We start from the raw sequence: 25,789 nt of genomic DNA on the forward strand, positions 1-25,789 counted from the left end.
CCATGACGACCACCCCTCACCCGTGCCTTGCTGAAAAGGAACAACTGCAAAAAGAATTTGAAGAGTTCTCATACATTGTCTCGCACGATTTAAAAGCGCCTATCCGTGCCATTTCCAACCTGTCGGCCTGGATTGAAGAGGATTTAGGAGAGGACCTGTCGCCGGACGTAAAGCAGAACATTGACCTGCTCCGCAACCGCACCGCGCGCTTAGAGCGCATGATTGAGGCTTTGCTACAGTTTTCGCGGGCCACCCGCACCGACATGGAAATTGTGCCGGTCAGTGTATCTGAGTTGATTGATGAACTTCGCGATGAACTGCCTGAGAATGTAGGGCTTAATCTGCCTGAAGAATTACCGGAATTTATTACCTATAAATTAAAACTGAAACAAGTCTTGCGTAATATCATGCAAAATGCTGTTACCTTTACAGATAAAAACCAGCCTTGCATTTTCGTGGCATGGTACCAGCAGGATGGCATGATAACATTTAGCATTGCAGACGATGGACAAGGTATTCCGGAAGATGCCTACGAAAAGATATTTTCTCTTTTCTATACTGTATCGCCTAAGGATGCCCTGGACACTGTTGGTGCCGGACTGGCAATTTCAAAAAAAATTGTGCAATTTGTAGGAGGCTCTATCAGGGCTGAAGCTAACCAGCATGGCGGTACAACCGTGCACTTTAGCTGGCCTTCAAGTATACAAACCCTTAATTAACTTTAATACCTTTTTAAAGTCTCAGGCTCATATGGAAAAATTGATAAATATCCTGTTGGTGGAAGATGACGAAGTGGATATTATGAACGTGCAGCGCGCTTTCAAGAAAAACACAATCACTAACCCGCTTTTCATAGCTCACAACGGAGAAGAAGCCTTGGAAATGCTTCGGAACGGTGAAGTGCCTTTTCCGCATATCATCATTCTGGACATCAACATGCCCAAAATGAACGGCATTGAGTTTTTGAAGGAACTTCGCTCTGACGATGCCTTTAAAAGCGCCAGTGTTTTTGTGATGACTACCTCAAACCAGGACAGTGATAAAATCAATGCCTATAACTTTAATGTTGCAGGGTATATTCTTAAGCCGCTCTCCTTCGAGAAGTTCATCTCATCGGTAGCAACGCTTAACAACTACTGGCAACTGTGTGAGCGTCCGTAAGACGGCACAGGCAAGAGGTTGCAGATATAATCATAAGTAATAGTTTCAAGTGCATAAGTTTCTCCAACATAAGCAAAAGGCCGTTGAGCAGCTGAAAATCCTCATCATTGACGATGACGAGGTGGACCAAATGGCTCTTAAGCGCTCTTTACATAAATCTGGACTGAACACACAGACGTTCTCGGCCTCCTCCGGCTCGAACGGACTGCAGTTGTTGCATCAAGAAACCTTTGACTGTATTTTCATCGATTTCAAACTACCAGATATGGACGGTTTGGACTTGCTGGAGCAATTGCAGCATTTGGAACTGGAAGCGCCACTTCTGTTGGTTACCTCGCACGGGGACGAACGCATCGCAGCTCAGGCAATCCGGCTGGGCGCGGCTGATTATATCCCAAAAAGCATACTTACGCCTGAAGCTATTTCTCACAGTGTTCGCTCGGCCATACGTTTGCGCAAAGCTGAAACAGAGCGTTTTAAGTACGAAAAAAGCCTCCGCGACGCACAATATCAGCTTGATCTGATAATTTCAAGCTCCCCTATGGCTTTTTTTAGCACCAATGCTGCCGGCGAGTTTTTATTTGTCCAGGGCAAGGTTTGGGAGATGCTAGGCCTTAACCCGGAGGAGTTAGTCGGGAAATCATGCCTTGATGTGTTGAGTAGCTTTCCGCGTGTACTCAACCGTTTTAAAAGAGCCCTCAACGGAGAAACTATTCAGTCGATTGATGACCTCAATGGTTCCTTCTTTAAAGCACACTATGTACCGATTTACAATGAGTTTGGCAAGTTTGTGGGCATAACCGGGTTTGCCATTGACATTACGGACAGGATGAATAATGAGCGCGAACTGACACAGGCGAAAGAACTCGCAGAAAAATCAGTGCGTGTAAAAGAGCAGTTCTTGGCAAACATGAGCCATGAAATCCGAACACCGATGAATGGTATACTTGGCCTGACAAATGTGCTCCAAAAAACAAACCTAGACCAAGAGCAGCACAAATTTCTCAAAGCCATCCAAACGTCTGCCAACAACCTCATGCTCATCATTAACGATTTGCTTGATTTATCTAAGATCACCTCGCAGCAGTTCACTTTTGAGAATATCTCTTTTAACCTAGATGAACTTATTCAGGATATTGTAGACTTAATGCAAGTGCGTGTAAGCGAGCGTAACAACGTGCTGCTTACGCACCATAACGGCAATGTACCTCAAACACTAGTCGGGGATCCATTCAGGCTGAAACAGGTGCTGCTGAATCTCATCGGCAATGCCAATAAGTTTACTGAAAATGGTGACATTAAGCTTCTGATTCATACTTTAGAAGACTCAAATGGCAAGATATTGCTAGAGTTTACTGTAGAAGACTCCGGTATAGGCATCGCTGAAGACAAACTTCAGCTTATTTTCGAGAGCTTCAACCAGGCAACCAACGACACAACCCGTAAGTATGGCGGCACTGGCCTGGGGCTTTCTATTTCCAAGAGCCTCGTCGAAATGCAGGGAGGCACAATTGCTGTGCGTAGCCAACCGTTGGCTGGCAGTGCCTTTACCTTTACCCTACCCTTCTCTGCTCCCAATGCCTCAGAAACACAAAAAGAAGTGCCAATTGAAACGCAAGAGTCTGGGGAGCTAGAGCTCTTGCCTATGAGCCATTTGCGAATCTTGCTTGCCGAGGATAACGAGATAAACCAATTGCTCATATCAACCGTGCTCGCAGATTGGGAAGTGGAGCTAGATATGGTGACCAACGGTATGGAGGCGCTGAAGATGTTTAAGAAAAATCGTTATGACCTTATTCTAATGGATATGCAGATGCCAGAAATGGATGGCTACGATGCCACAGGCTACATCCGGAAGCACGGCGGCGAGCAAGCATGCATTCCAATCATTGCTCTTACGGCACACGCTACTACTGGGGAAGTTGAAAAGTGCCTCGCTGCAGGTGCAGATGCTTACGTGTCTAAGCCCTTCGAGCCGGAGCACCTGTATCAAACCATCTATAAGCTTACGCATCAGAATGGCTGCACAACCACCTCGGCGCATGCTGCCCCAAGTATAAAACTGGAACCATTGCACAAACTGTCTCCGGACCGGGCAAGCTTCCTGAACGAGCTGCTCACGCTGTGCCTTAATAGCACGCTTACCGCACAGGAAGCGTTAGCCAGTTATGACGAAAAGCGTAACTTGCAGCAACTAGAACATGCCGTAGCCGACCTGCACGATAGTATCGCTGTTATTTCAGCCCAACCCTTACTCGGCACATTAGAGGAACTACAGCAAGCCATTGAGCAGCATAACATCCTAAGCATAAAACCACTGATCGTACAGTCGATGTTACAGAGCAAGGAGCTCGTGGATTTGCTAAATCAGGAACTTAGCCAACTACATGAAATAGCCTAAACCTAAAAGCCTATAAAAAAGAGCGGCCATACTTTCAGAAAGTATGGCCGCTCTTTTTTATACTTGATGCTATATTAGCGCTTCATCAGGTTTGCCATGTTGCTCAGGCCGCCACGCTTGCCGGCCATCTTGTTCATAGAGCGCATCATCTTACGCATGTCATTAAACTGCTTCATGAGGTTGTTAACCTGCTGCACATCCGTACCGCTACCTTTGGCAATTCGCGCACGGCGGCTTCCGCTGATCATGTCCGGGTTCTCGCGCTCGGCTTTGGTCATGGATTTAATGATTGCCTCGATAGGCTTGAAAGCGTTCTCATCAATCTCCACATCTTTTAATGCTTTGCCTACACCCGGGATCATGCCAACCAGGTCTTTGATATCACCCATTTTCTTAATCTGCTCCAGCTGCGTCAGGAAGTCATCAAAGTTAAACTGGTTCTTGCGGATTTTCTTGTTGATACGCTTCGCCTCGTCCTCATCAAACGCCTGCTGCGCACGCTCAACCAGGGAGATAACATCACCCATGCCAAGGATACGCTGCGCCATACGATCCGGGTAAAACAGATCAAGCGCCTCCATCTTCTCGCCGGTAGAGATAAACTTGATAGGCTTCTCAACAATGGCACGGATAGAAAGGGCCGCACCACCACGTGAGTCACCATCCAGCTTTGTTAGCACAACGCCATCAAAGTTAATGCGCTCGTTAAACGTTTTGGCAGTGTTCACCGCATCCTGGCCTGTCATGGAGTCAACCACGAAAAGGGTTTCGGTTGGGTTGATGGCCTTTTTGATCTCGGCAATCTCGTTCATCATCGCCTCATCCACCGCCAAACGACCGGCGGTATCGATGATAACTACTTTCTTATGCGTCTTCTTGGCGTGCTCAATGGCGTTCAGGGCGATCTGAACAGGATTTTTGTTATCCAGCTCGGTATAAGCCTCTACGCCAACCTGCTCGGCAAGTACCTGCAGCTGGTTAATTGCAGCGGGGCGGTACACGTCGCAGGCTGCCACCATTACGGAACGGCCTTGCTTCTTGATATGGTTGGCAAGTTTACCTGTGAAGGTTGTTTTACCGGAACCCTGCAACCCAGAGATAAGTATAACTGCTGGCTCGCCCTTCAGGTTAATATCCTGCTTCACTCCGCCCATCAGCTCGGTCAGCTCCTCGTGCATGATCTTCACCATCAGCTGGCCCGGAGACACAGCAATCAGTACATCACGGCCCAGGGCCTTCTCTTTGATGTTATCAGTTACAGTTTTGGCAACTTTATAGTTTACGTCGGCATCCACTAAGGCACGGCGTACCTCTTTAATGGTTGTCGCTACGTTGATTTCGGTAATGCTACCCTGACCTTTCAGCGTTTTAAACGCGCGGTCCAGTTTGTTACTTAAATTATCGAACATCTCTTTTTCTGGATTTACCTACAAAAATAAGGAATATCAGCAATACTTGCTACTCAAATGTACGACAACTGCCAGATCAGTTAAGGTTCCGGGCCAAGTATAAATACAACAGCAGCCCACAGAGCGCGTAAAGCCAATATCGGAATCAATAATTCCCTATATTTGGAAATGAACGCTTATTAGGAATTGCTTTGAAAAAAACTGACCTCACAGACTTATTATATATTTCATACTATTGGCCGCCTTCAGGGGGCCCGGGCGTGCAACGCGGCCTCAAGTTCTGCAAGTATCTGCCGCAGTTCGGCGTGATTCCCACCGTGCTCACCGTCGACGAAAAGCAAGCCTCCTACCCGCTCCTGGATGCCACTTTTGCGCAGGAAGTGCCCGATGGGCTGAAAGTATACCGCACGGCAACCTCTGAGCCTTTTGAGTATTACAAGAAGCTTTCGGGGAAGAAGGAAATCCCTTACAGCGGGTTTGCCAATCAGCAATCCAAGGATACGTTAGTGGACAAGGTGTTCAAGTTTGTGCGCGGCAACCTGTTTATACCTGACGCACGCGTTGGCTGGAACAAGCATGCTCTGCGCAAAGCGCAGGAGCTGTTAAAAGTCGGTAAATATAAGGCCATACTTACCACCAGTCCGCCGCACTCCACGCAGCTTATCGGCTTAAAACTGAAGAAGAAGTATAACCTGCCCTGGATTGCCGACCTCCGCGACCCCTGGACCAACATCCATTATTACGACCAGCTGTACCATACGGCGCTTGCCAAGCGGCTCGATGAAAAGTATGAGCGCCAGGTGCTGGAGCAGGCCGATGCCATTATCGTAACCAGCGAGGATACCAAAAGGCTTTTCCTGAACAAGCCGGCCAGCATCGACCCGGACAAGATCCATGTAATCCCGAACGGGTATGATGGTGCAGATTTTACATACCAAAGCAAGCCGCCAAAAGATGAGTTGCTGATAACCTATACCGGAACGATAACAGAGAACTATAACATTGATGTTTTTCTGAAGGTGCTGGCACATTTACTTTCAGTGCATAGCGAGATAAACTACAAGCTGCGCTTTGTGGGCAAAGTATCCGAGGGCGTTAAAAAGCGCATCGAGAAGGCGGGCGTATTGGGCATCACGGAGTTTATACCCTATGTGCCGCACCACGAATCAATCAGATATATGATGGAAAGCACCGTGCTCTTCCTGGCTATAGCTGATGTAGATAACGTGTACGCCAACGTTCCAGGCAAACTGTTTGAGTACCTGGCCGCCAACAAACCCATTATTGCCCTGGGTCCGGTGCACTCCGACCTGGACCGCATCATTGATGAGTGTGGTGCTGGCCGGCTGTTCCATTACACCGCCTATGACCTAATGCTGGATCACATGAACCAGTGGAGCAAAGCCTGGAAGATCAACCCGAACCTAGACTTGCCATACATTAACCACTCGCGCTACTCCCGTGAGGCGCTCACAGAGGAATTAGCCAGCCTCATCAAATCGTTGAGCAAATGATATGTATGTATCCGTTAACAGTGAAAGCAGCCCCCAAAAGGCTGCTTTTTCGTTTACTGAAAAGGATTAAAAAAATTGATGGTATAACTCGCATCGATACGCCGTATTTCCTATCTTAAGTATTAGTTCATACTTTTTGCAGCCGCTTAGCCGCAAGTATGGGCTATGCTTATTCTCACCTTAATCCGATAACCTATGAACGCACTCTCCTATGCCCACGGAACAAGCAGCACACCTCTACGTGGTGAAACCATCAGCCAAAGCCTGCGCGAAACTGTAGAAAAGTATGGTGACCGCGAGGCCCTCGTGATGGTGACACAGAATTACCGCGCCACGTATCATGAGTTTTGGGAACAGGTAGAACAGGTGGCCAAAGGGCTGCTTGCCGCGGATATTCAAAAAGGCGAGCGTGTGGGCATTTGGTCGCCGAACCGCTACGAATGGGTGCTTGTGCAGTTTGCCACCGCACGCGTAGGAGCCATACTTGTAACCATCAACCCGGCCTATAAAGCCAACGACCTGAAGTATGCTTTGCAGCAGAGCCAGATAAAATTACTTATCGCCGCGCCCAATTTCAGGCAGACAAATTATGTGGAGATTCTGGATGAAATAAAGCCGCACTGCGAATACCCGGAGCAAACGGTTATACTTGGCCGTGACTGGGAGTCTTTTCTGGAGACAGGAAAAACGATAAGCACCGAGGCGCTGGAAACACGCGAGCAAACGCTGCAGTTCGACGACCCGATCAACATTCAGTATACTTCCGGCACGACTGGCTTTCCGAAGGGCGCTACACTCTCGCACCACAACATACTGAATAACGGCTTCTTTATTGGCCAAATATTAAAGTATACCGAGCAGGATCGCGTCTGCATTCCGGTGCCGTTTTACCATTGCTTTGGGATGGTGATCGGGAATCTGGCTTGCATTACACACGGCGCATGCATGGTGGTGCCCGGCGAGTTTTTTAACCCTGAGCAGGTTATGAAAACAGTGCAGGAAGAGAAATGCACCTCCCTCTATGGCGTACCCACCATGTTCATAGCTGAGCTAGACCATCCTAGTTTTCCGAAGTATGATTTCTCAAGTCTCCGCACTGGTGTGATGGCAGGCTCCAACTGCCCTATCGACACCATGAAAAAGGTGCAGCAAAAGATGAACATGCGCGAGGTAACGGTGTGTTACGGCATGACGGAAACCAGCCCCGTGTCTACACAAAGCCGCACTGATACGCCATTAGAAAAGCGCGTAGCCACCGTCGGAACCGTACACCCGCACCTGGAGGTTAAAATAGTAGACCCGGAAACTGGCTTTATTGTGCCTAAAGGCCAGCGCGGCGAATTATGTACGCGCGGCTACTCTGTTATGCTGGGCTACTGGAACATGCCGGAAGCCACGGAACGTGCCATTAAAGACCGATGGATGCACACCGGCGACCTGGCCGTGATGGACGAGGAAGGTTACATTCAGATTGTGGGGCGCATCAAAGATCTGATCATTCGTGGCGGTGAAAACATCGCTCCGCGCGAAATAGAAGAATTTCTCATGACGCACGAAGCCGTGGCTGACGTGCACGTTATCGGTGTACCCGACTCAAAGTATGGCGAGGAGGTTATGGCCTGGGTAAAGCTGCATGATAACACCGAAACTACTAATGAACAGCTCAGCGAATTCTGCAAAGGTCAAATCCCGACATTCAAAATCCCTAAGTACTGGAAATTTGTGGATGATTTCCCGATGACGGTGACTGGCAAGATAAGAAAAGTGGAGATGCGGGACCTTTCGACCAAAGAACTCGGACTGTAAGTATGAAACACCGTTGCTATGATTAGTAAAGAGATATTGCTGACGTTTAGCTTATGGAGCCTTAGCGTAAAATAAGTATCTTGCAACGCGATTGGGTGACCATTATACTCCCGGCGTATTAAGCAAAAAGTTACAGAATGGCATTAGACCTTAACAACAAGGCTATACTTATAACGGGCGGAACCGGCTCGTTTGGAAAGAAATTCGTGGAGATGGTATACGCCCGCTTCCCAAATGTTAAAAGAGTGGTGATTTACTCGCGCGATGAGCTGAAGCAATTCGAGATGTCGCAGGTGTTTCCGCACAGCAAGTATAACTCTATCCGTTATTTTATTGGCGATGTAAGGGATGGCGAACGGTTTAAGCGCGCCTGTGAGGGGATCGACATAATTGTGCATGCAGCTGCCTTAAAGCAAGTGCCTGCTGCCGAGTATAACCCCATGGAGTGCATCAAAACCAACGTGCTGGGTGCTGAGAATGTTATAAATGCCGCACTTGATTGTGGCGTAAAAGACGTTGTAGCGCTCTCTACGGACAAGGCAGCAGCGCCCATAAACCTTTACGGCGCCACCAAACTGTGCTCCGATAAGCTGTTTGTGGCCGCTAACAACATGCGTGGCAAACGCGATATCCGTTTCTCAGTTGTTCGTTATGGTAACGTGATAGGCTCAAGAGGTTCTGTAGTACCCTTCTTCATGAAAAAGCGTGCGGATGGCGTGTTGCCTATTACACACCCAGATATGACACGCTTCAACATCTCCTTGGAAGAAGGCGTAGAGCTCGTTTTCCATGCGCTCGAACACCACTGGGGCGGTGAGATATTTGTGCCGAAGATTCCATCCTACCGCATTACTGATGTGGCTGAGGCTATTGGCCCGAACTGTGAGCAGGAGGTTGTGGGCATACGCCCCGGTGAGAAGCTGCACGAAGAGATGATCACTGAAACCGACTCGCTGAACACCGTTGAGCTGAACAAATATTATGTGATACTTCCCTCTACCCCAGTATGGGAAACGGAGGATTTCCTAAAAGTGCATAATGGCCAAATGGTAGAAATGGGCTTTAAATATAACTCTGGTACCAACACCGAATGGCTTACCGTGGACGAGCTTCGCCAACAGATTCGCCAGCACGTTGATGAACACTTTAGTGTTTAAATTGCAACGTATGAATTAGAAATTAGAAAGGGGTAGCTAAACCTTAGTTGATTAATTTCTAATTTTTAACTTCTCATTTCTTATTAGAAATAATGAGCTCAGAATTCAGAACAAATATTAAGCCTATACCTTACGGCCGCCAGCATATCACCGAAGACGATATTCAGGCGGTGATAGAAACGCTGCAATCGGATTACCTGACGCAGGGGCCGAAGGTTGTTGAGTTTGAGCGCGCTTTTGCCGCCTACGTGGGCGCTGAGTATGCCGTTGCCGTGTCTAACGGTACGGCGGCGCTGCACCTGGCCGCCCTGGCGCTGGGCGTAAACGAGCAGAGCCGCGTGATCACGACACCCATTACCTTTGCCGCCTCTGCAAACTGCGTGCGCTACTGTGGCGGTACCGTGGCGTTCGCCGATATCGACCCCGAAACCGCGCTGCTGGACGTGGACAAGGTAAAGCAAATGCTGGAGAGCAAGCCGAAAGGCTACTATGCCGGCATCATCCCCGTGGACTTTGCGGGCAACCCCGTCAACCTGGAGGCGTTCCGAAGGCTGGCCGATGAGCACGGCCTTTGGGTCATAGAGGATGCGGCACACTCGCCGGGGGGCTATTTTGTCGATAGCAAAGGAGAGAAACAGCTTTGCGGAAACGGTAATTACGCCAACCTGGCCATTTTCTCCTTTCATCCGGTCAAGCACATCGCAACCGGGGAGGGCGGCATGATCACCACAAACGACGGGAAACTATACAATGAACTGCTGAAACTCCGTACCCACGGCATCACCCGCGACCCGAACCTGATGGAGGAAAACCACGGCGGCTGGTACATGGAGATGCAGGAGCTGGGTTACAACTACCGCATCCCGGATATGCTCTGTGCCCTGGGCATCTCGCAGCTTCAGCGCGCCGATGCCGGACTGGCCCGACGCAAAGAAATAGCAAATGTATACGACAACGCGTTTGAAGGCTCCCCGGGCATTGAGGTGCTAGGCACTAATCCCGACGCTTTTGACGCGGCCGGTGAAACCGGGCACGCGTATCACCTATACGTTATCCGGGTGGAAGACCGCAAGGGCTTGTACGACTTCCTGCGTGAGCATGGCATCTTCGCGCAGGTGCATTACATCCCGGCCCACACCATGCCCTATTACCGTGGCCTGGGCTACGGCAAAGGCGACTTCCCGGAAGCTGAGCACTACTACAGCCAGTGCCTGAGCCTGCCTATGTACCCGACGCTGACGCAGCAGGAGCAGGAGTTTGTCATTGAGAAGGTGAAGGAGTTTGTAGGGTAGTGAAGAACCTAGCCATCATACCGGCCCGCGGGGGCAGCAAGCGTATACCCAGAAAAAACATCAAGGATTTTCTCGGAAAGCCCATTATTGCCTATCCCATACAGGCGGCTTTGGACTCCGGACTGTTCGAGGAAGTAATGGTTTCCACGGATGATGAGGAAATAGCGGAGGTAGCCACCAGGTTTGGGGCAAAGGTACCTTTCCTGCGCAGCGCTTCCGCCTCCGATGACTTTGCATCCACGGCGGCTGTGCTCGAAGAGGTGTTATCATCCTATAAGGAAACTGGGAAGGAGTTTAGCCACGGTTGCTGCATCTACCCTACCGCACCTTTCACAACCGCCGCGCGCCTGCACGAGGGTTATCTAAAGCTTACCGAGAGTGACTTTGACACGGTCTTTCCGGTGCTGCGTTTCGGCTACCCGATTTTGCGTAGCCTAAACATAGGGGACGGCAAGGTTGCCATGAACTGGCCTGAGCACCTGAACAGCCGCTCGCAGGACTTGCCTGCAGCCTTCCACGATGCAGGGCAGTTCTACTGGTTTCAAACAGAGAGGTTTTTACAGCAAGGCAAGCTTTTCACCGCCAACTCGGGCGCCATGGAAGTCTCAGAGCTTGAGGCGCAGGATATCGATACGGAAACTGACTGGAAACTGGCCGAACTGAAGTATAGATTGATGCATGGAATTGAGTAAGCAGAAGCAAAGAATCATCTTCCGCGCTGACGGCAACGGCCACATTGGCCTGGGGCACGTGGTTCGCTCGCTGGCCCTGGCAGAGATGCTGCGCCATGATTTCGGGTGCGTGTTCGCCATTCAGGCCCCAAGCGCTGAGCTGCAGCAACAGATCAGGGAAACCTGTGAGGGGCTAATCATACTTCCTGCCTGCGAGCCCGACGAAGAGAGGTTCGAGTACGAGTTGGATGCATATATTGCCGAAGACGTGATAGTGGTGCTGGACGGTTATCATTTCGCCACCCGTTATCAGCAACATATCAAGCGCAAAGGCTGTCCTTTATTTTATATAGATGACCTGCAAGCCTTTGAAATTCCTGCCGATGTGGTTTTGAATCAGGCGGGCGGCGTAGATGGTTCGAAGTATAAAACAGCTGAATACACCAAGCTGCTGCTAGGCCCAAAGTATGCTTTGCTCAGACCTCCTTTTTTAAAGACTGCCAGTAAAAAGAGAGTTTTCCCCGGAGGTGCTATCCGTCTTTTCCTGAACCTTGGTGGCGCCGACCCAAAAAACCATACGCTAGAAATTGCTCAAGAACTCGCAAAAGTAGAGTTTATCTCTAAAGTAGAGATCGTGGTCGGTAGCGCCTACAAGCATTTGACAGAACTAAAGGCTTGGGTGACAACTAATCCAACCTATGGACTTCACCAGAACCTGGGTGCCCGTGAGCTGGGCCGTTTGATGGAGGGATGCGCCATGGCCATCACTTCCGCCAGCGGCGTGGCTTATGAATACGCCAGCGTGGGGGGCCTGCTTTATGCCATGCAGACAGCCGACAACCAGTCAGGGCTCTATGATTTCCTGACAAACAACGGCCTGGCGTTTACCTATGAAGAACTATCGCAGTTAAAGTCTAATGATATTGAACAAGCCTTTGATGAAAAGGTAAACATACAACGGCAGCACTTTGAGGGCGGCCCTGGAGAGCGCCTGAGGGAAGTCTTTAAAATTCTCGGGCTGATGGCAGGTATGAAACTGCGTGAGGTGACACCGGAGGACATGATGCTGCTATTCAACTGGGCCAATGACCCTGAGGTACGAAAGCGCTCCTTTAACCCGAACCCCATCTTGCTGGAGGGCCACAGCCGCTGGCTGCAGGCCAGGCTGGCGGATGAGCGGACGAAACTCTATATCGCGGAAGTAGCCGGAGAGCCCGCCGCACACATTCGCTTCGAGCTGAAAAGCAGCACGGCTACTATAAGCTACCTTATCGGTCCGGGTTTCAGGGGCAGGGGCCTGGGGCATGTGGTGCTGCAAAAGGGCACTGACAGGCTTGTGCGGCAAAACCCTGACCTGAGGCTGATCGAGGGACTCGTGCAGCGGGACAATATCGCCTCAGTGCGCGCTTTCGAGAAAGCCGGATTCCAATACGGACAGCCCGACCCGAGCCACCCGGATGCACACCGGTTTGTGCTGCAACCAAAAACAATGAAGCAAGAATAACATGATCAACGACATAAACATAGCAGGCCGCCTGGTTGGCCCATCGCATAAGCCATTTATCATTGCCGAGATGTCCGGCAACCATAATCAATCCCTGGAGCGCGCACTTGAGATCGTAGACGCCGCGGCGGACGCCGGGGCGGATGCTATCAAGCTGCAGACCTACACCGCAGACACCATGACGCTGCCCGGTGCCTTCACCATCGAGGACGAGAACTCGCTCTGGAGGGGCCGTGAACTGTACGACCTCTACAAAGAGGCGTATACCCCGTGGGAGTGGCACCGCCCGATCTTCGACAGGGCCAGGGAGCGCGGCATGCTCGCCTTCTCCTCCCCCTTCGACGAGACGGCCGTGGACTTCCTGGAAGAGCTCGGGGCGCCAGTTTACAAGATCGCATCCTTTGAGAACACCGACCACCCGCTGCTGCGCAAGGTGGCCGCCACGGGCAAGCCGGTTATCATGAGCACGGGAGCGGCCACGGTGCAGGAGGTGGCAGAAGCTGTAGAAGTACTGCTGGGCGCGGGCTGCCAGGAACTCATCCTGCTTAAGTGCACCTCCACTTACCCATCTACTCCTGAGAATACCAATCTTGTGACTATTCCGCACATGCGCGAACTGTATGGTGTGCAAGTAGGATTATCCGACCATACGATGGGCGTGGGCGCGGCCGTGGCTGCCGTGGCGCTTGGGGCCACCATGGTGGAGAAGCACTTTACGCTGCGAAGGGCCGATGGCGGCGTGGACTCGGCCTTCTCGCTGGAGCCCGAGGAGCTACGGTCCCTGGTGGTGGAAACGGAAAGGGCCAGGCTGGCGCTGGGCCGGGTGCAGTACGGCGTGCAGCGGGCCGAGGAGAAAAGCCGCCTGTTCAAGCGCTCCGTGTACGCGGCCAGGGACATAAAGGCGGGCGAGCCGCTGACCGGGGAGAACATCCGTGTGATACGTCCCGGTTTAGGCCTGGCACCGAAGCACTACGACACGCTGCTGGGCAAAACTGCCAAGCAGGATATTAAGGCTGGCACACCCCTCAAATGGGAGATGGTATAAGGTATGCCTAGTTGGTACCAGACTTACAGCAATATACTTTTTACGCACTTCTCGGAAGGGTTTCTTCAGCTTCCGGAAAACGCGAAGGCTGCTGTTTCCCCTAAGAATGCACTTACGCGGCTCCTTAAAATGGGTGGATACACTTTTGTGCGCTTATTTGGCAACTTACTAAGTGCCGTTGAAAAACCGCAGGCACTTGAGGGCAAAGTATGGCTTTACGTAGTTAGTCAAAATAATTATGACAGCCTGAAATTTATTGCGGAAGGCTTACCTGATAGTGTATTCGTAGCAGGCCAAAGCAAAGCTTTAGGGAAGTATAGATATGCGGTACAGCGAATATCACTGCGACAAAAAATCATCTTCTATTATAAGCTTCTCCCTTTAAGCCTGCAATTTTTAAAGCATAACCGCAAAAGCACTTTACGGTTTTTTGACCTCCTGTATGATGCCATAGGTTTTTATGAGGTTTATCTTGAAAAGATAAGAAAGTATAAACCGAAAGCTATCATCTTTGCAAACGACCATAATGCGGATGCCAGGGCCATGCTTCTGGCTGCTAAAGCTAACGGTATAAAAACGGTATACATCCAACATGCCAGTGTTAGCGCGCTTTTCCCCCCCCTATCTTTTGATTTAAACTTGCTGGAAGGCCAAGATGCATTGGATAAGTATTGTAGTTGCGGACCAATATCCGGTGAAGTGAAGCTCATTGGCTTGCCAAAAGCCGATGCATTTGTTTTCAAACGCAATCAGAGCAACACGATCCGTACCATCGGGATAGGTTGTAACTTACTTGATGATCTCACAGAAATTAAAAACCTGGTTAAATCACTAAGTTTAGCATTGCCAGATATCAAATTTATACTTCGGCCACACCCGCGCGATAAGCGCAATTTTCAAGCAATGGTAGCTATGTCGCCAAACATAACTTTATCGGATAGCCACCATGAACTAACATTCGATTATTTGCAGCAACTTGATGTTCAGATAAGTGGAAACTCAGGTATACATCTGGAGGCAGTGTTACTCAATGTATGGAGCATCTTCTACGATTTTAATCCAAGCCAAAGACTGGATGATTACTATGGCTTTATAAAGCATGGTTTGGTAGACACTTCAGATAGCACAGTGCATTTGCTCTCTCTACTAAAACTTAACCTGACAAGCAAGCCTAATGTGGTTGGAAGAGCTGCGTATTACAATTCAACTATAGATACGCCTTACGACGGAAATAGCAAAACCTTGGCACTTAACTGCATAAATTCTTTTCTTAGAAGCTAATTATTTTCTATATATCTATATTTATATTTATTAACTTACCAGTATATCGATCTCTTAATGCTGAAAACAATCTTATGCGCTACATTCTTTGTCGCGCTGATACTCTGTCTCCCATTCACTCAAGCTGCTTTAGCCCAGACTAATAATAGTGCTTTAACACTAAATGGCGCGGATTCATATGTGGATTTAGGCGTAGATAACAGAGGAATAACGAACCAGTTAACCTTAGAAGCCTGGATCAAAACAGATACTAAAAGTCATGATCACATTATTTCTAAGTATGACCGCGACAGGCAGAGAGGCTTCCAGCTGCTAATCCAAAACGGTAAAGTATGTCTTGCAGGGCGTGATGGTTCTGGGATGTATCGCACGTCTGGATATTCAAATACTGTTGTGGCAGACAATCAGTGGCACCATATTGCAGGTGTAATAGAAAGAGGTGTTTGGAAAATTTATGTAGACGGAGAATTACATAACCAGCAAAATACAGGCTTCGCAGCTGCTGCGTTAAACAGCGATTTTAATTTATTAATAGGTAATTACTACTACCCACAGCTTGGCAATCACTTCTACGAAGGCTCAGTTGACGAACTCAGAATTTGGAATATAGCCCTTAGCGAAATGGAAATAAGGCAGCACATGTGCAGCGCAGTTAATCCGAATACGCCAGGCTTAGTTGGTTACTATACTTTCGACAACTCCCCAGGAGGACTTATCCTTGACAGCAGTTCTTCAGATATTAAAGGCCACCTGATCAATATCACTCCCCCTAATGCCTTTGTCCCCTCAGGAGCTCCGATAGGCGACATCAGCGTGTACAGGTATCCTCAAAAGTGGGATCAATCACTTGAGCTGTTAGATGGCGAAATTAACTTCTCGGTGACGAAGGTATCCCCGCAAATTCGAGGTTTTCATTTATATAAAGTGTTCTCACCCCCAGCATCTACTAGCGGTATTGATAACCATCAGGATGTAAAAGAATACTATGGCGTATTTAAAGTTGGGCCTGCCAGCGCAAAGTATAAAGTGTACCATAAAAAGCCTCTTGCCGCTTGTGGTACTACGCTATACTTCCGCCAGAACAATGCAGACAACACATGGGAGCAGGTAGCTGATACAACAGGTGCGCCAATGATGTTCTATACCACTGCTGAAAACTACGGCGAATATGCTGTAACAAATACTAGTAACGCTGAGACTATAGCCGAACAACCAGTTGAGCTCAAAGCTTGCTCTAATGACCAAATAACGTTAGATGCTACTACAGAAAAGGCAACAGCCTACACTTGGAACAACGGCCAGACAACGCCTAAACTGACCGTTTCGGCGGCTGGCACCTATACAGCCACAGTCATAGTAAATAATTGCCCTTTGGTTCGTACATTCACCGTAATTAAAGAAGATTGCCCCATCATCCCGGACATCACTGTGCCGAATATTATCATCCCTAATATTATAACCCCGAATGGGGATGGTAAAAACGACAGCTTTGTAGTACAAGGATTGGAAAAAAATACAATGGAGATAAAAATTTTCAACCGCTGGGGAAAATCTATGTACCACACTGCTCGTTATGACAACAGCTGGTCGGCCGCAGGCTTGCCAGACGGAGTTTATTACTATCAGTTGACCGACCCAAACACCCAAAAAGTTTATAAGGGCTGGTTTGAAGTTATTAGGTAACCAATTTGTACATACAGCAATACATTCTTCACCATTTTTACCAAGTATACCCCGCTGCCCAGCAACTTGACCTAAAGTATGGTACTGATAATGGTGCCAAGGTAAGTATTAAAAAGTATATTGGTAGTTTCTTCGAGAAAAAGCGCCCGCGGCCACAGCAGGTTGTTTGGAAAGAATGGAAAGGCGAAAACCTTCCTTTTTTCTTTGACACCGATACTGACCAGGAAATTGTTACTTATGGCCCTGATGGCACGGCAAGTATAAACTATGATATCATTGCCTCTGCGTTTTACTTGCTAAGTGGCTGGCAGGAGTTTTACGGTCCGGAGCGGGATAAATTTAAGCGCTATACTTACAAGGCAAGCGTGCAAGCCAAGTATGGTTTTATCACAAAGCCTGTGGTAAACTATTATTTCGATATCCTTCGCGACGTACTGGAGAATGTATATCACAAAGACCTAAGCTACGACCGTTGGGGTAACAATTCATTCGCCACCTGCCTAACCTGCGACGTGGACCGCTTGCAAAGTGGCTGGAAAGTAGCTGGCAAACAGCTCATGCAGCAGGGCAGATTTTTTGAGGTGACGAAGCTATGGCTGCAAAAAGGTATTGGCCGCGATGCCTGGAACAACCTGCCTGACGTAATGCAAACTGCTGAGAAATATGGCGCAAAGGCCACATTTTTTTTTCTGCCCAGCAACCAGCGTTTCAACGGCCACCCAAACGCAGACTATGACCTTACGAAGCTGAAATACCAGGAGCTTGCCCAACGCGTTGCTGACCAAGGCCATGAAGTTGCTTTACACGGCAGTTTCGGCACAACAAACGACTTGGTACAGCTAAAATCAGATAGAGCCAAGCTGCCTTTACAGGCCCAGGGTAATCGATTCCATTACCTCTGTTACCAACCTGAAACCACACCGCTGGTACTGGAGCAGAGCAACCTGAAGTACGACAGCACTCTTGGCTTTGCCGAACACATCGGCTTCAGAAACTCATACTGCCACCCTTTCTACCCTTTCAACTTCAAAAACCGACGTGCCCATACTTTTATAGAGCTGCCACTCTTGCTCATGGATACCACCCTATATAACCCAAACTATATGAACCTGAAGCCCGTGGAGGCGCTACAGCATCTGCAATCGGTGGTGGCCGAAGTACAGAAGTTCAACGGGCTATTTACCCTGCTTTGGCATAACGAAAACTTTTCAAAGTATACCGAAGCGGTGGCAGAGAGCGGCGGTATGACTTGGCTGGGTCTGGTAGGAGAATTGCTCCAGCAGCTCAAGGATGCCGGAACACGGTTTTATACCTGTGCTAAGGCTGCAGAAAAGGCGCGGGCATAATTCTGAACTTTCAGGCTGAAACTCATTCCATTTATTAACTTTGCGGTTCACTCTTGCACCCAATGAGCAGAACGTTACAGCGCGAAGGAATCTGGAACACAACCATCTCGTACGCCGGTATTTTGATTGGCTACGTAAATACCATTCTGCTTTTCCCAAACTTCCTGGATGAGGCAGAGGTAGGCCTCACGCGACTGCTTTTGTCGATTTCCGTGATGTACGCGCAGTTTTCGGCACTTGGCTTTGCGAACATGAGCGTGCGCTACTTCCCATACTTCCGAGATGAGAACCGGCAGCACAACGGCTTTTTATTTTTGCTGCTCTCAGTCCCAGTCATGGGTTTTATACTTACTACGGCAATTTTCCTGCTGTTTAAGCCTGCCGTGGTGGATTATTATATTACCAATTCGCCGCTCATTATTGATTACTATTACTACCTGATCCCGCTGGCCTTGTTTGCGCTCCTGTTTAACATGTTTACAGCCTACCTGCGATCTCTGTATAAAACCATTGTATCGTCCTTCGTGCAGGATTTTCTCTTGCGCATACTCACTACTATACTAATTAGTATCTATGCGTTTAAGGTGATGGATTTTCAGACGTTTGTGCTGCTCTACATCATCATAAATTCTGCCGGAGCATTGGTGCTTGCCATCTATATTATTCGCCTAAAGCAACTATTCTTAATGCCCTCGCTAGCCGTGCTGCGCGTTATACCTATCCGGGAGATATTATACTATGGGTTTTTCACTTTTCTTGGCAACGTTTCTACAACCATCATCACCACCGTAGATCAGGTTATGATATCATCGTATAGCCTCTCTGATAATGGGATCTACACCACGGCTTTCTTCATGACGAGCGCCATACTTGTGCCTGGCCGTTCCATACTTAAAATTGCGCACCCACAGGTTGCCGAATTCTGGAAAGAGAAAAACATGCAGGGCATGGGCAACCTGTACCAGCATGTAACCATGATCAACCTGATTGTAGGGCTTCTGCTCTTCGTAGGCATATGGGCGAACATCGATAACCTCTACGACTTTATGCCTGAGAGTTATCGGGCCGGCAAGTATGTGGTGCTTTATCTGGCATTGGCACGCCTCGTGGATTTGGCAACCAGCCTGAATGGTGCCATACTAGCCACTTCTGAAAAGTATAAATGGGACCTTGCTTTTAACATCGTCCTGGCCGGCCTCACTATCTGGACGAACTGGTACTTTATACCGCGCTACGGGATTGAAGGCGCCGCGCTGGCCTCCATGATCTCTTTAGTAGTTATGAACCTAGCAAGGTTGTTCTTTGTGCAGATTATCTACAAGATTCAGCCGTTTACTTGGCAGGCTGCGGGTGTTTTGGCTATTGCCGCGATTACCTTGGGTGCTTCTTACCTCTTGCCCTATCTTGGCGATGTGTGGCTGGATTTGGTGGTACGCTCGCTCATGATCGTATCGATCTACGCCATGCTGGCCCTGAACCTTAACATTTACCCCGAAATGAATGCCTGGCTAAGGAAGGTGATCTATGGTGTTACTGGCTGGAAGCTGTAAGTGTGATTGCTGCTGCACTGTTTCTTTTAAGGCATAAATACGTTCGATCAATTCCACCACTTTGAAACCATCGGAAGCATTGGTACTGACTGCACCGCCATGCTTCAGCGTGTGTACAACGTTCTCGATAACATACTTATGGTTGGCAGCGCTCCCGCTATATGGCCCGTAATTATTGGCAGGCTCACTGGCAGGTAAGTCAGGCATTTGATAGTCCTGAATTTGGCACTGAGACACCTGGTTCATATACTGCCCATCAATCTTGATGCTTCCTCTCTCACTAATAATAGTCATGCTACTTTCCAGATTCTGGCCAGGCACTGAGGTAGAGTAGTTAAAAGTGCATAAACCGCCCCTCTCCAACTCGAACTGCAGAAAGCCACTATCCTCAAAATCAGTCAGCCCTTGGTGGTTGAAATTTCTGAACTGGCCCCGTATATCCCTAAAATCACCGAAAAGCCAATAAAGCATATCAATAAAGTGGCTAAATTGAGTAAAAAGCGTACCGCCATCCTGTTGGGCATTGCCACGCCAGCTCAAGGGTGTGTAATAACGTGCATCGCGGTTCCAGAAACAGTTTACCTGCACATGGTATACTTCCCCCAAGAGCTCCTGTTCTAGTACACTTCGCAGCCATACAGCCGGCGGGCTGTACCTGTTCTGCATCACGCAGAAAATATGCTTGCCTGCCGCTTTGGCTGTCGCAATCATGTGCTGGCTGTGAGTTGCTGCCAGAGCCATGGGCTTTTCGCATACAACGTGCAGCCCTAACGCCAAGCCTCTTAAAGTATGGGTGTAATGCAGGTAATTAGGCGTGCAGACGCAAAGCACTTCGGCTGGTATTTCAGAAAGTATAAATTCGTCCAGGGAGGCAAACTTTGGCACGTCTGTAAACTCGCTACTTAAGCTGAAACCTTCCCGGTTATCAATAAGCGCTACCAACTGGCAAGCCGGGTTAGCCATGATAAGCACTGCATGGCGTTTGCCAATATGGCCTACCCCGATTACAACAAATCGAACAAGCCCCAGATCAGCCATTCTGCTTTACATAAGAAGTCACATGGTGGCAAATATACTCCAGTTGATCTTCTTTTAGCTCGGAGTGCATAGGCAACGATAGTACGCTGGCGCAGAGCTGCTCTGCCACTGGAAAATCACCGGCATTATAGCCCAAGTATGTATAAGCTTCCTGCAAATGCAGCGGTTTTGGGTAATAAATCATACTTGGGATGTGATGCAAGCGCAAATGCTCTTTAAGCCCATCCCGCAGCTCAGAAGCAACTTTTAAAGTATATTGATGGTACACATGGCTGCTGTAACCAGACATGCTCGGTGTAACAACATGATTTAGCATACCAAGAGCATTTTTATAATATGCAGCTACACGGTCGCGGGCAGCGTTGTAAGCATCGATATACTTGATTTTTACGTCTAGCATAGCAGCCTGCAAGGTATCCAAGCGGGAGTTGATGCCTACATTCCGGAATTCATACTTTTCGCTCTGGCCGTGGTTTGCTATTTGCTGCATGCGGGCAGCCAGTTCTGAGTTATTCGTGAATACAGCGCCGCCATCGCCCATTCCGCCCAAAGGCTTGGATGGGAAAAATGAAGTTGTGCCGATGTGGCCGATCGTTCCGGCCTTTTGTGCAACAGCTCCAGCCGGCTGATAATCCGCCCCAAGAGACTGCGCATTATCCTCTATCACCCAAAGTTTATACTTCTCGGCTAGCTGCATCAGCGGCGTCATATCACTGCACTGCCCAAACAAATGCACAGGTATGATAGCAGCAGTTTTGTCTGTGATAACCTTTTCTGCAGCTTCAGCGGTCAGGTGAAACGTAGCGGCATCCACATCAGCAAAAATTGGTTTTAAGCCCAATAAAGCCACTACTTCAGCAGCAGAAACATAATTGAAGGCCGGAACGATCACCTCAGCCCCTGCCGGAAGTTGCAAGGCCATCAACGCGATTTGCAGCGCATCTGTGCCGTTGGCGCAGGGTATGGCATGCTTCACAGCGAGGTAACGCTCCAGGCTCCGTGCAAAGTCTTGCACCTGCGGCCCGTTTATAAAAGCCATACTCTCCATAACATTACTGAAAGCCTTGTCCAGTTCGGGTTTGAGCTGTGCGTACTGGGCTTTCAGGTCCACCATTTTTATATCTTCCATGGGTTGGCTTAAGGGTGTTATTTGCTAACAAATATACACATTGCACCAAGCAAATCAGCATGTGCCTGGCATCCGTTTCATACTTTTGGCTTTGTCGAGGATCTGTAACCCCTTAGTACTCTGCAGCGTTAAGAGAATCCCAAACATCAGAAATTAGCGATGAAAACATTTAACCACACCTTCTATACATTCTTCGTACTTCTTTTATTTACTGCCTGCAGCAACCAGAAACAGACCGAGCGCGAACAAGCTTTGGCAGACTACAGAAATTTCGTAACTGCATTTGAGCAGGATAGCCTCACGGAAACAGAAATGCGGGCCATGTCCCTCGAAATATACGACAGCACCGAATGGGCCAATGAAAAGGAAAGGCTCATGCAAACTCAGGATTCAAGTAGAGCGGTCATTGAAACCTCCTTGGCAGATCTAAAGAAAGAACAGCAAACAGAAGTACAAGATTTAGACCAGCGTTTTGACAACGCCATGCATCAGCGCGAGCAACAGTATCGCGATGTGAGCCACCGGTATGCATTACGCCGCAAACTGCTAGGCCTGGAAGTGAAGAAGGATGACCTTAGCGACATTACAAGCCATAATATTGAAGCTGTTTATGATCGTTTCGTAGGTTCTTTGTCTGCAGATACCGCTTCCTATCAGGCCAGGGACTGGGATTTGATTGAGGGTTGGTGGCTTGCGCTTAACAGCCGTTACAGAACTCTGGAACAGCAGTTATCTGGTGCCACAAAAAAGCGTATCCAGGAAAACCAGCAGCAATACCAGCGATTAAGAAGCAAAACGGACATTGACCAAGTATAAATTACCCTTTCTTGTTTTGCAATAATTTACTTAACAAGAATAACCTGTACAGGTCATAGAGCATTAAGTTAGGGTAGCCCGATGCGAGGTTCTGCTTTACCACGCGCTCTATCGTAGCAAAAACCAGTTGGTATGGGCGTGCAAGCCGCCAGTTTTGGAGCATGTTGTAAGCCTGCATTATGCGTATTGGCTCCACCTGCTCCCCTTCCGCATATAATTGGGCCAGATTTTGAACTGCCTGCTCTGTTTTTAGCAAAAGTACTGTCGTTTCTTCCAGGCCCAGGTGCACCACTGGGTTATTTATATGCTTTACACTAATATTGTTCTCCTGTAGATGTTGCGCAAACACAGTATCTTCGTGGCCATATTTTTTAAGGCTTTCGCGAAGCGGGAATTTGTAAAAGACAGCTCGTTTAATCAGCGCATTGCAAAGAAACACATCATTATATGGTTGCTGTTGCCGTTGTGTCGCGCTCTTGGCTCCCCGCAGCCGCCCATACTTCCAATGTAGCCTGAAAGGCTTTTCTGGCTTCGTAGCTACATAAGCCACCCCGCCTATAACTACTTCGCTGAGTTGCGCTTCAACCAGGTAATTGAACAGGAAATTGAAGGAGACTGGCAAGCAATCGTTGTCAAGAAAAAGCAGGTGCTCATACTGGGCATCAAAAGCAAGCCGGTTGCGAATACTAGAGCGGCCAATATTATTTGGCAGTTCCTCGTAAACTACACCCGCTTGTCCGGCTAACGGGCGATTTAATTGCCGAAACTGATCTTCTGATGCATCATCATAGATCCTTATCTCATAAGATATGCTTAACCGAATGCATTGGGCCAGCAAGGTATGCACCATTGCTGTTACGTCCTGGTTAAACACAGGTATAAGTATGGAAAGGCTAGTAACCATTTATGAGATTAAACTCTTGAACCTGAGAGTCCAGTACACGGCCTTTTTCACATTTTAGCACCCGCCTCGGATAGCGGTTAATGATCTCATAGTTATGCGTGGCCATAAGCACGGCAGTGCCTTGCTTGTTAATCTCTTGAAACAGCATCATGATTTCATCGGCTACGCGGGGGTCCAGGTTGCCGGTGGGTTCATCGGCAAAAAGTATGACAGGCTCATTTAACAAGGCTCTGGCCACCACTACACGCTGCTGCTCACCTCCTGATAATTGGTGCGGCATTTTGCTAGCGGCAGCATCCAAGCCAACGCGCATAAGCACTTCCGATATGCGTTGCTTCCGTTTGGACTTATCGCTCCAGCCCGTGGCACGTAGCACAAAAGCAAGGTTGTCAGCCACCGATCGATCAAAGAGCAGTTGAAAATCCTGAAAAATGATACCCACTTTCCGGCGCAGGTATGGCACCTGCTTGCGCGGTAGCTTGCTCAAATTAAAATCTGCCACCGAGGCATGTCCCGTCAGGAGAGGCAAGTCGGCGTAAAGAGTTTTCAGCAACGAGCTTTTTCCGCTTCCTGTGCGACCTACCAAGTATACAAATTCACCTTTCTCTATATCAAAATTAACGTTGCTGAGTATTGTATTTACGTCTTGGTAAATGGCAACATCACGTAGCGAGACCACCGGTGAAGAGGAAAAATTCATATACGTCTTAAATGTCTAATTTCTGAAGCTTGCCAAACTCAAGTGATTCTATCAGCCCGGCAAGTGCATCTTCTTTTCCCTCTAAGCCATAACGGTCGAGGTTTTTAAGTGGGCGGTCAGCCCGGAAATAGGCAATCAGCACGAAGTTTTCGTCCCGCAGCTGAATGTAATCCGGAATTTTAGCCTTGCCCTTTACTTTGATGATGTACATTCTTTTAGAATTATGAATTAAAAATTAGAAATTAGAAATGAAAGGGATATGCCCCATCTCTAATTTCTAATTCATAATTTCTAATTAAAGTATACTATTTTTTGCCTTTGGCGTGGTCTGCAAGGAATTTCTCTAGACCTATATCCGTTAATGGGTGGTTTAGCAAGCCGGTAATAACGTTTAGCGGGCAGGTGACCACATCGGCACCAACCTCAGCGCACTGCACCAGGTGCATTACGTGGCGCACCGATGCAGCTAATACCTGTGTCTGGTAACCATAGTTGCCATAGATATGCACGACTTGCTCGATCAATTGGATACCGTCAGTAGAAACATCATCTAAACGGCCCACAAAAGGAGAGACATACGTTGCCCCCGCCTTAGCCGCCAGTAGTGCCTGGCCAGCCGAAAACACCAGTGTGCAGTTTGTTTTAATACCTTTATCAGAGAAGTAGCGAATCGCCTTGATGCCGTCGCGGATCATAGGAACCTTAACAACGATATTCGGATGCAATTCAGCTAGAAATTCGCCTTCACGCACAATACCGTCAAAATCAGTAGCTATCACTTCCGCACTGATATCGCCATCAACAATCTCGCTGATCTTTTTATAGTGCGCAATTACGTTATCGTGGCCAAAAATACCCTCTTTCGCCATCAGCGAAGGGTTTGTGGTTACGCCGTCAAGAACGCCGAGGTCATGTGCCTCGTGGATATCTTGCAGGTTAGCTGTATCAATAAAGAATTTCATAATGCGGTATTGTAGGTTTTCTCTACAAATCTAACGCATTAATTGACAAACAGGAAAGATTGTGCTAAAATTTGAAAGGCAGAATAGCCGAAAAGTAGGGGCAAAAAAAAGTGGCAAACCGAACATCGCGCCGCTACAACCACCTACCCTTGCTACCTTCCGGTCCTGGGGGAGTTCAGCGGGAGCTGGCCGTGCCGATTTGCCGTTACAAAAGTACGGAGATTATCATTAACTGCAAACTTTGAGCACAATATAATTGATATTTATACTTGCAAAAAAGCTGTTTGATTGAAAATCAGCTGGTTATTTTTATGTGTTACGGGTCAAAATTATGCCCTTAATAAGTTATCACCGCTTTATTATCGATGAATCTAATGTAGTGCGCCAAATACAGGCATTTGATATCTTCTCATAAATAAA

The 25,789-nt window shown here is 48.3% G+C and carries 22 protein-coding genes and 1 other RNA gene; 15 read left to right on the forward strand and 8 right to left on the reverse strand.

Annotated elements, in window-relative coordinates:
- Positions 1-2 precede the first annotated feature (2 nt).
- From D1627_RS08140 to D1627_RS08150, 3 genes are read left to right on the forward strand one after another with little or no spacing between them, the layout of a single operon-like run.
- Positions 3-719: a sensor histidine kinase gene (locus tag D1627_RS08140; RefSeq protein ID WP_119431707.1), complete on the forward strand. Its 717-nt coding sequence runs from the start codon at positions 3-5 to the stop codon at positions 717-719.
- Between the two features lie 31 nt (positions 720-750).
- The gene (locus D1627_RS08145; protein ID WP_119431708.1) at positions 751-1,161 is read left to right on the forward strand and encodes a response regulator; all 411 of its coding nucleotides are present in this window, start codon (positions 751-753) and stop codon (positions 1,159-1,161) included.
- Between the two features lie 49 nt (positions 1,162-1,210).
- Positions 1,211-3,562: a hybrid sensor histidine kinase/response regulator gene (locus tag D1627_RS08150; RefSeq protein ID WP_119431709.1), complete on the forward strand. Its 2,352-nt coding sequence runs from the start codon at positions 1,211-1,213 to the stop codon at positions 3,560-3,562.
- 74 nt (positions 3,563-3,636) lie between these two features.
- Here the strand turns inward: D1627_RS08150 and ffh are convergent, their stop codons facing one another.
- Entirely contained in the window at positions 3,637-4,971 is a 1,335-nt protein-coding gene (gene ffh / locus D1627_RS08155; RefSeq protein WP_119431710.1) for a signal recognition particle protein, read from the reverse strand.
- Positions 4,972-5,162: 191 nt separating this feature from the next.
- Between ffh and D1627_RS08160 the strand changes: the two genes are divergently transcribed.
- The 11 genes from D1627_RS08160 to D1627_RS08210 all read left to right on the forward strand — a co-directional run bounded on the left by D1627_RS08160 (position 5,163) and on the right by D1627_RS08210 (position 19,820).
- Positions 5,163-6,485, forward strand: a complete 1,323-nt coding sequence (locus D1627_RS08160) for a glycosyltransferase family 4 protein (protein WP_119431711.1) — start codon at positions 5,163-5,165, stop codon at positions 6,483-6,485.
- Positions 6,486-6,680: 195 nt separating this feature from the next.
- Entirely contained in the window at positions 6,681-8,291 is a 1,611-nt protein-coding gene (locus tag D1627_RS08165; protein WP_119431712.1) for an AMP-binding protein, read from the forward strand.
- 137 nt (positions 8,292-8,428) lie between these two features.
- Complete coding sequence (gene pseB / locus D1627_RS08170; RefSeq protein ID WP_119431713.1) at positions 8,429-9,448, forward strand: UDP-N-acetylglucosamine 4,6-dehydratase (inverting); 1,020 nt, start codon at positions 8,429-8,431, stop codon at positions 9,446-9,448.
- Between the two features lie 92 nt (positions 9,449-9,540).
- Positions 9,541-10,740, forward strand: a complete 1,200-nt coding sequence (gene pseC / locus D1627_RS08175) for a UDP-4-amino-4,6-dideoxy-N-acetyl-beta-L-altrosamine transaminase (RefSeq protein WP_119431714.1) — start codon at positions 9,541-9,543, stop codon at positions 10,738-10,740.
- Positions 10,740-11,432, forward strand: a complete 693-nt coding sequence (gene pseF, locus D1627_RS08180; protein WP_119431715.1) for a pseudaminic acid cytidylyltransferase — start codon at positions 10,740-10,742, stop codon at positions 11,430-11,432. The genes pseC and pseF overlap by 1 nt, the downstream gene beginning before the upstream one ends.
- Positions 11,419-12,915, forward strand: coding sequence for a UDP-2,4-diacetamido-2,4,6-trideoxy-beta-L-altropyranose hydrolase (pseG, locus tag D1627_RS08185; RefSeq protein WP_119431716.1), 1,497 nt, complete (start codon positions 11,419-11,421; stop codon positions 12,913-12,915). Before pseF ends, pseG begins: the two co-directional genes overlap by 14 nt.
- A 1-nt stretch (position 12,916) precedes the next feature.
- Complete coding sequence (pseI, locus tag D1627_RS08190; RefSeq protein WP_119431717.1) at positions 12,917-13,960, forward strand: pseudaminic acid synthase; 1,044 nt, start codon at positions 12,917-12,919, stop codon at positions 13,958-13,960.
- 129 nt (positions 13,961-14,089) lie between these two features.
- Positions 14,090-15,241 (forward strand): glycosyltransferase family protein, encoded by a 1,152-nt coding sequence (locus D1627_RS08195; protein ID WP_233555556.1) that lies wholly within the window; start codon positions 14,090-14,092, stop codon positions 15,239-15,241.
- A gap of 57 nt (positions 15,242-15,298) precedes the next feature.
- Complete coding sequence (locus D1627_RS08200; protein WP_119431719.1) at positions 15,299-16,924, forward strand: LamG-like jellyroll fold domain-containing protein; 1,626 nt, start codon at positions 15,299-15,301, stop codon at positions 16,922-16,924.
- 5 nt (positions 16,925-16,929) lie between these two features.
- The gene (locus D1627_RS08205) at positions 16,930-18,270 is read left to right on the forward strand and encodes a polysaccharide deacetylase family protein (protein ID WP_119431720.1); all 1,341 of its coding nucleotides are present in this window, start codon (positions 16,930-16,932) and stop codon (positions 18,268-18,270) included.
- A 62-nt stretch (positions 18,271-18,332) separates the two neighbouring features.
- Positions 18,333-19,820, forward strand: a complete 1,488-nt coding sequence (locus tag D1627_RS08210; protein ID WP_119431721.1) for a lipopolysaccharide biosynthesis protein — start codon at positions 18,333-18,335, stop codon at positions 19,818-19,820.
- Here the strand turns inward: D1627_RS08210 and D1627_RS08215 are convergent.
- Together D1627_RS08215 and D1627_RS08220 are read right to left on the reverse strand one after the other, a co-directional pair.
- On the reverse strand, positions 19,779-20,858 hold the full coding sequence (locus D1627_RS08215) for a Gfo/Idh/MocA family protein (protein ID WP_119431722.1): 1,080 nt from the start codon (positions 20,856-20,858) through the stop codon (positions 19,779-19,781). The genes D1627_RS08210 and D1627_RS08215 overlap by 42 nt on opposite strands.
- On the reverse strand, positions 20,851-21,987 hold the full coding sequence (locus D1627_RS08220; protein ID WP_119431723.1) for a DegT/DnrJ/EryC1/StrS family aminotransferase: 1,137 nt from the start codon (positions 21,985-21,987) through the stop codon (positions 20,851-20,853). Before D1627_RS08220 ends, D1627_RS08215 begins: the two co-directional genes overlap by 8 nt.
- 159 nt (positions 21,988-22,146) lie before the next feature.
- Between D1627_RS08220 and D1627_RS08225 the strand changes: the two genes are divergently transcribed.
- Positions 22,147-22,803 carry a hypothetical protein gene (locus D1627_RS08225; protein ID WP_119431724.1) on the forward strand — a complete coding sequence of 219 codons (657 nt, stop codon included), beginning with the start codon at positions 22,147-22,149 and terminating at the stop codon, positions 22,801-22,803.
- A gap of 1 nt (position 22,804) precedes the next feature.
- On the opposite strand, the gene D1627_RS08230 is transcribed toward D1627_RS08225, so the two are convergent.
- From D1627_RS08230 to ffs, 5 genes are all read right to left on the reverse strand, one after another.
- Positions 22,805-23,707, reverse strand: a complete 903-nt coding sequence (locus D1627_RS08230) for a glycosyltransferase (protein ID WP_119431725.1) — start codon at positions 23,705-23,707, stop codon at positions 22,805-22,807.
- Positions 23,697-24,407, reverse strand: coding sequence for a cell division ATP-binding protein FtsE (locus D1627_RS08235; RefSeq protein ID WP_119431726.1), 711 nt, complete (start codon positions 24,405-24,407; stop codon positions 23,697-23,699). The genes D1627_RS08230 and D1627_RS08235 overlap by 11 nt, the downstream gene beginning before the upstream one ends.
- Positions 24,408-24,414: 7 nt before the next feature.
- On the reverse strand, positions 24,415-24,618 hold the full coding sequence (locus D1627_RS08240; RefSeq protein WP_119431727.1) for a fructose-6-phosphate aldolase: 204 nt from the start codon (positions 24,616-24,618) through the stop codon (positions 24,415-24,417).
- 94 nt (positions 24,619-24,712) lie between these two features.
- Positions 24,713-25,369 carry a fructose-6-phosphate aldolase gene (fsa, locus tag D1627_RS08245; RefSeq protein ID WP_119431728.1) on the reverse strand — a complete coding sequence of 219 codons (657 nt, stop codon included), beginning with the start codon at positions 25,367-25,369 and terminating at the stop codon, positions 24,713-24,715.
- A gap of 106 nt (positions 25,370-25,475) precedes the next feature.
- An RNA gene (ffs, locus tag D1627_RS08250) (signal recognition particle sRNA small type) lies at positions 25,476-25,576 on the reverse strand.
- Positions 25,577-25,789: the final 213 nt, after the last annotated feature.

This window comes from Pontibacter oryzae (assembly GCF_003576375.1).
Taxonomy (GTDB): Bacteria; Bacteroidota; Bacteroidia; order Cytophagales; family Hymenobacteraceae; genus Pontibacter; species Pontibacter oryzae.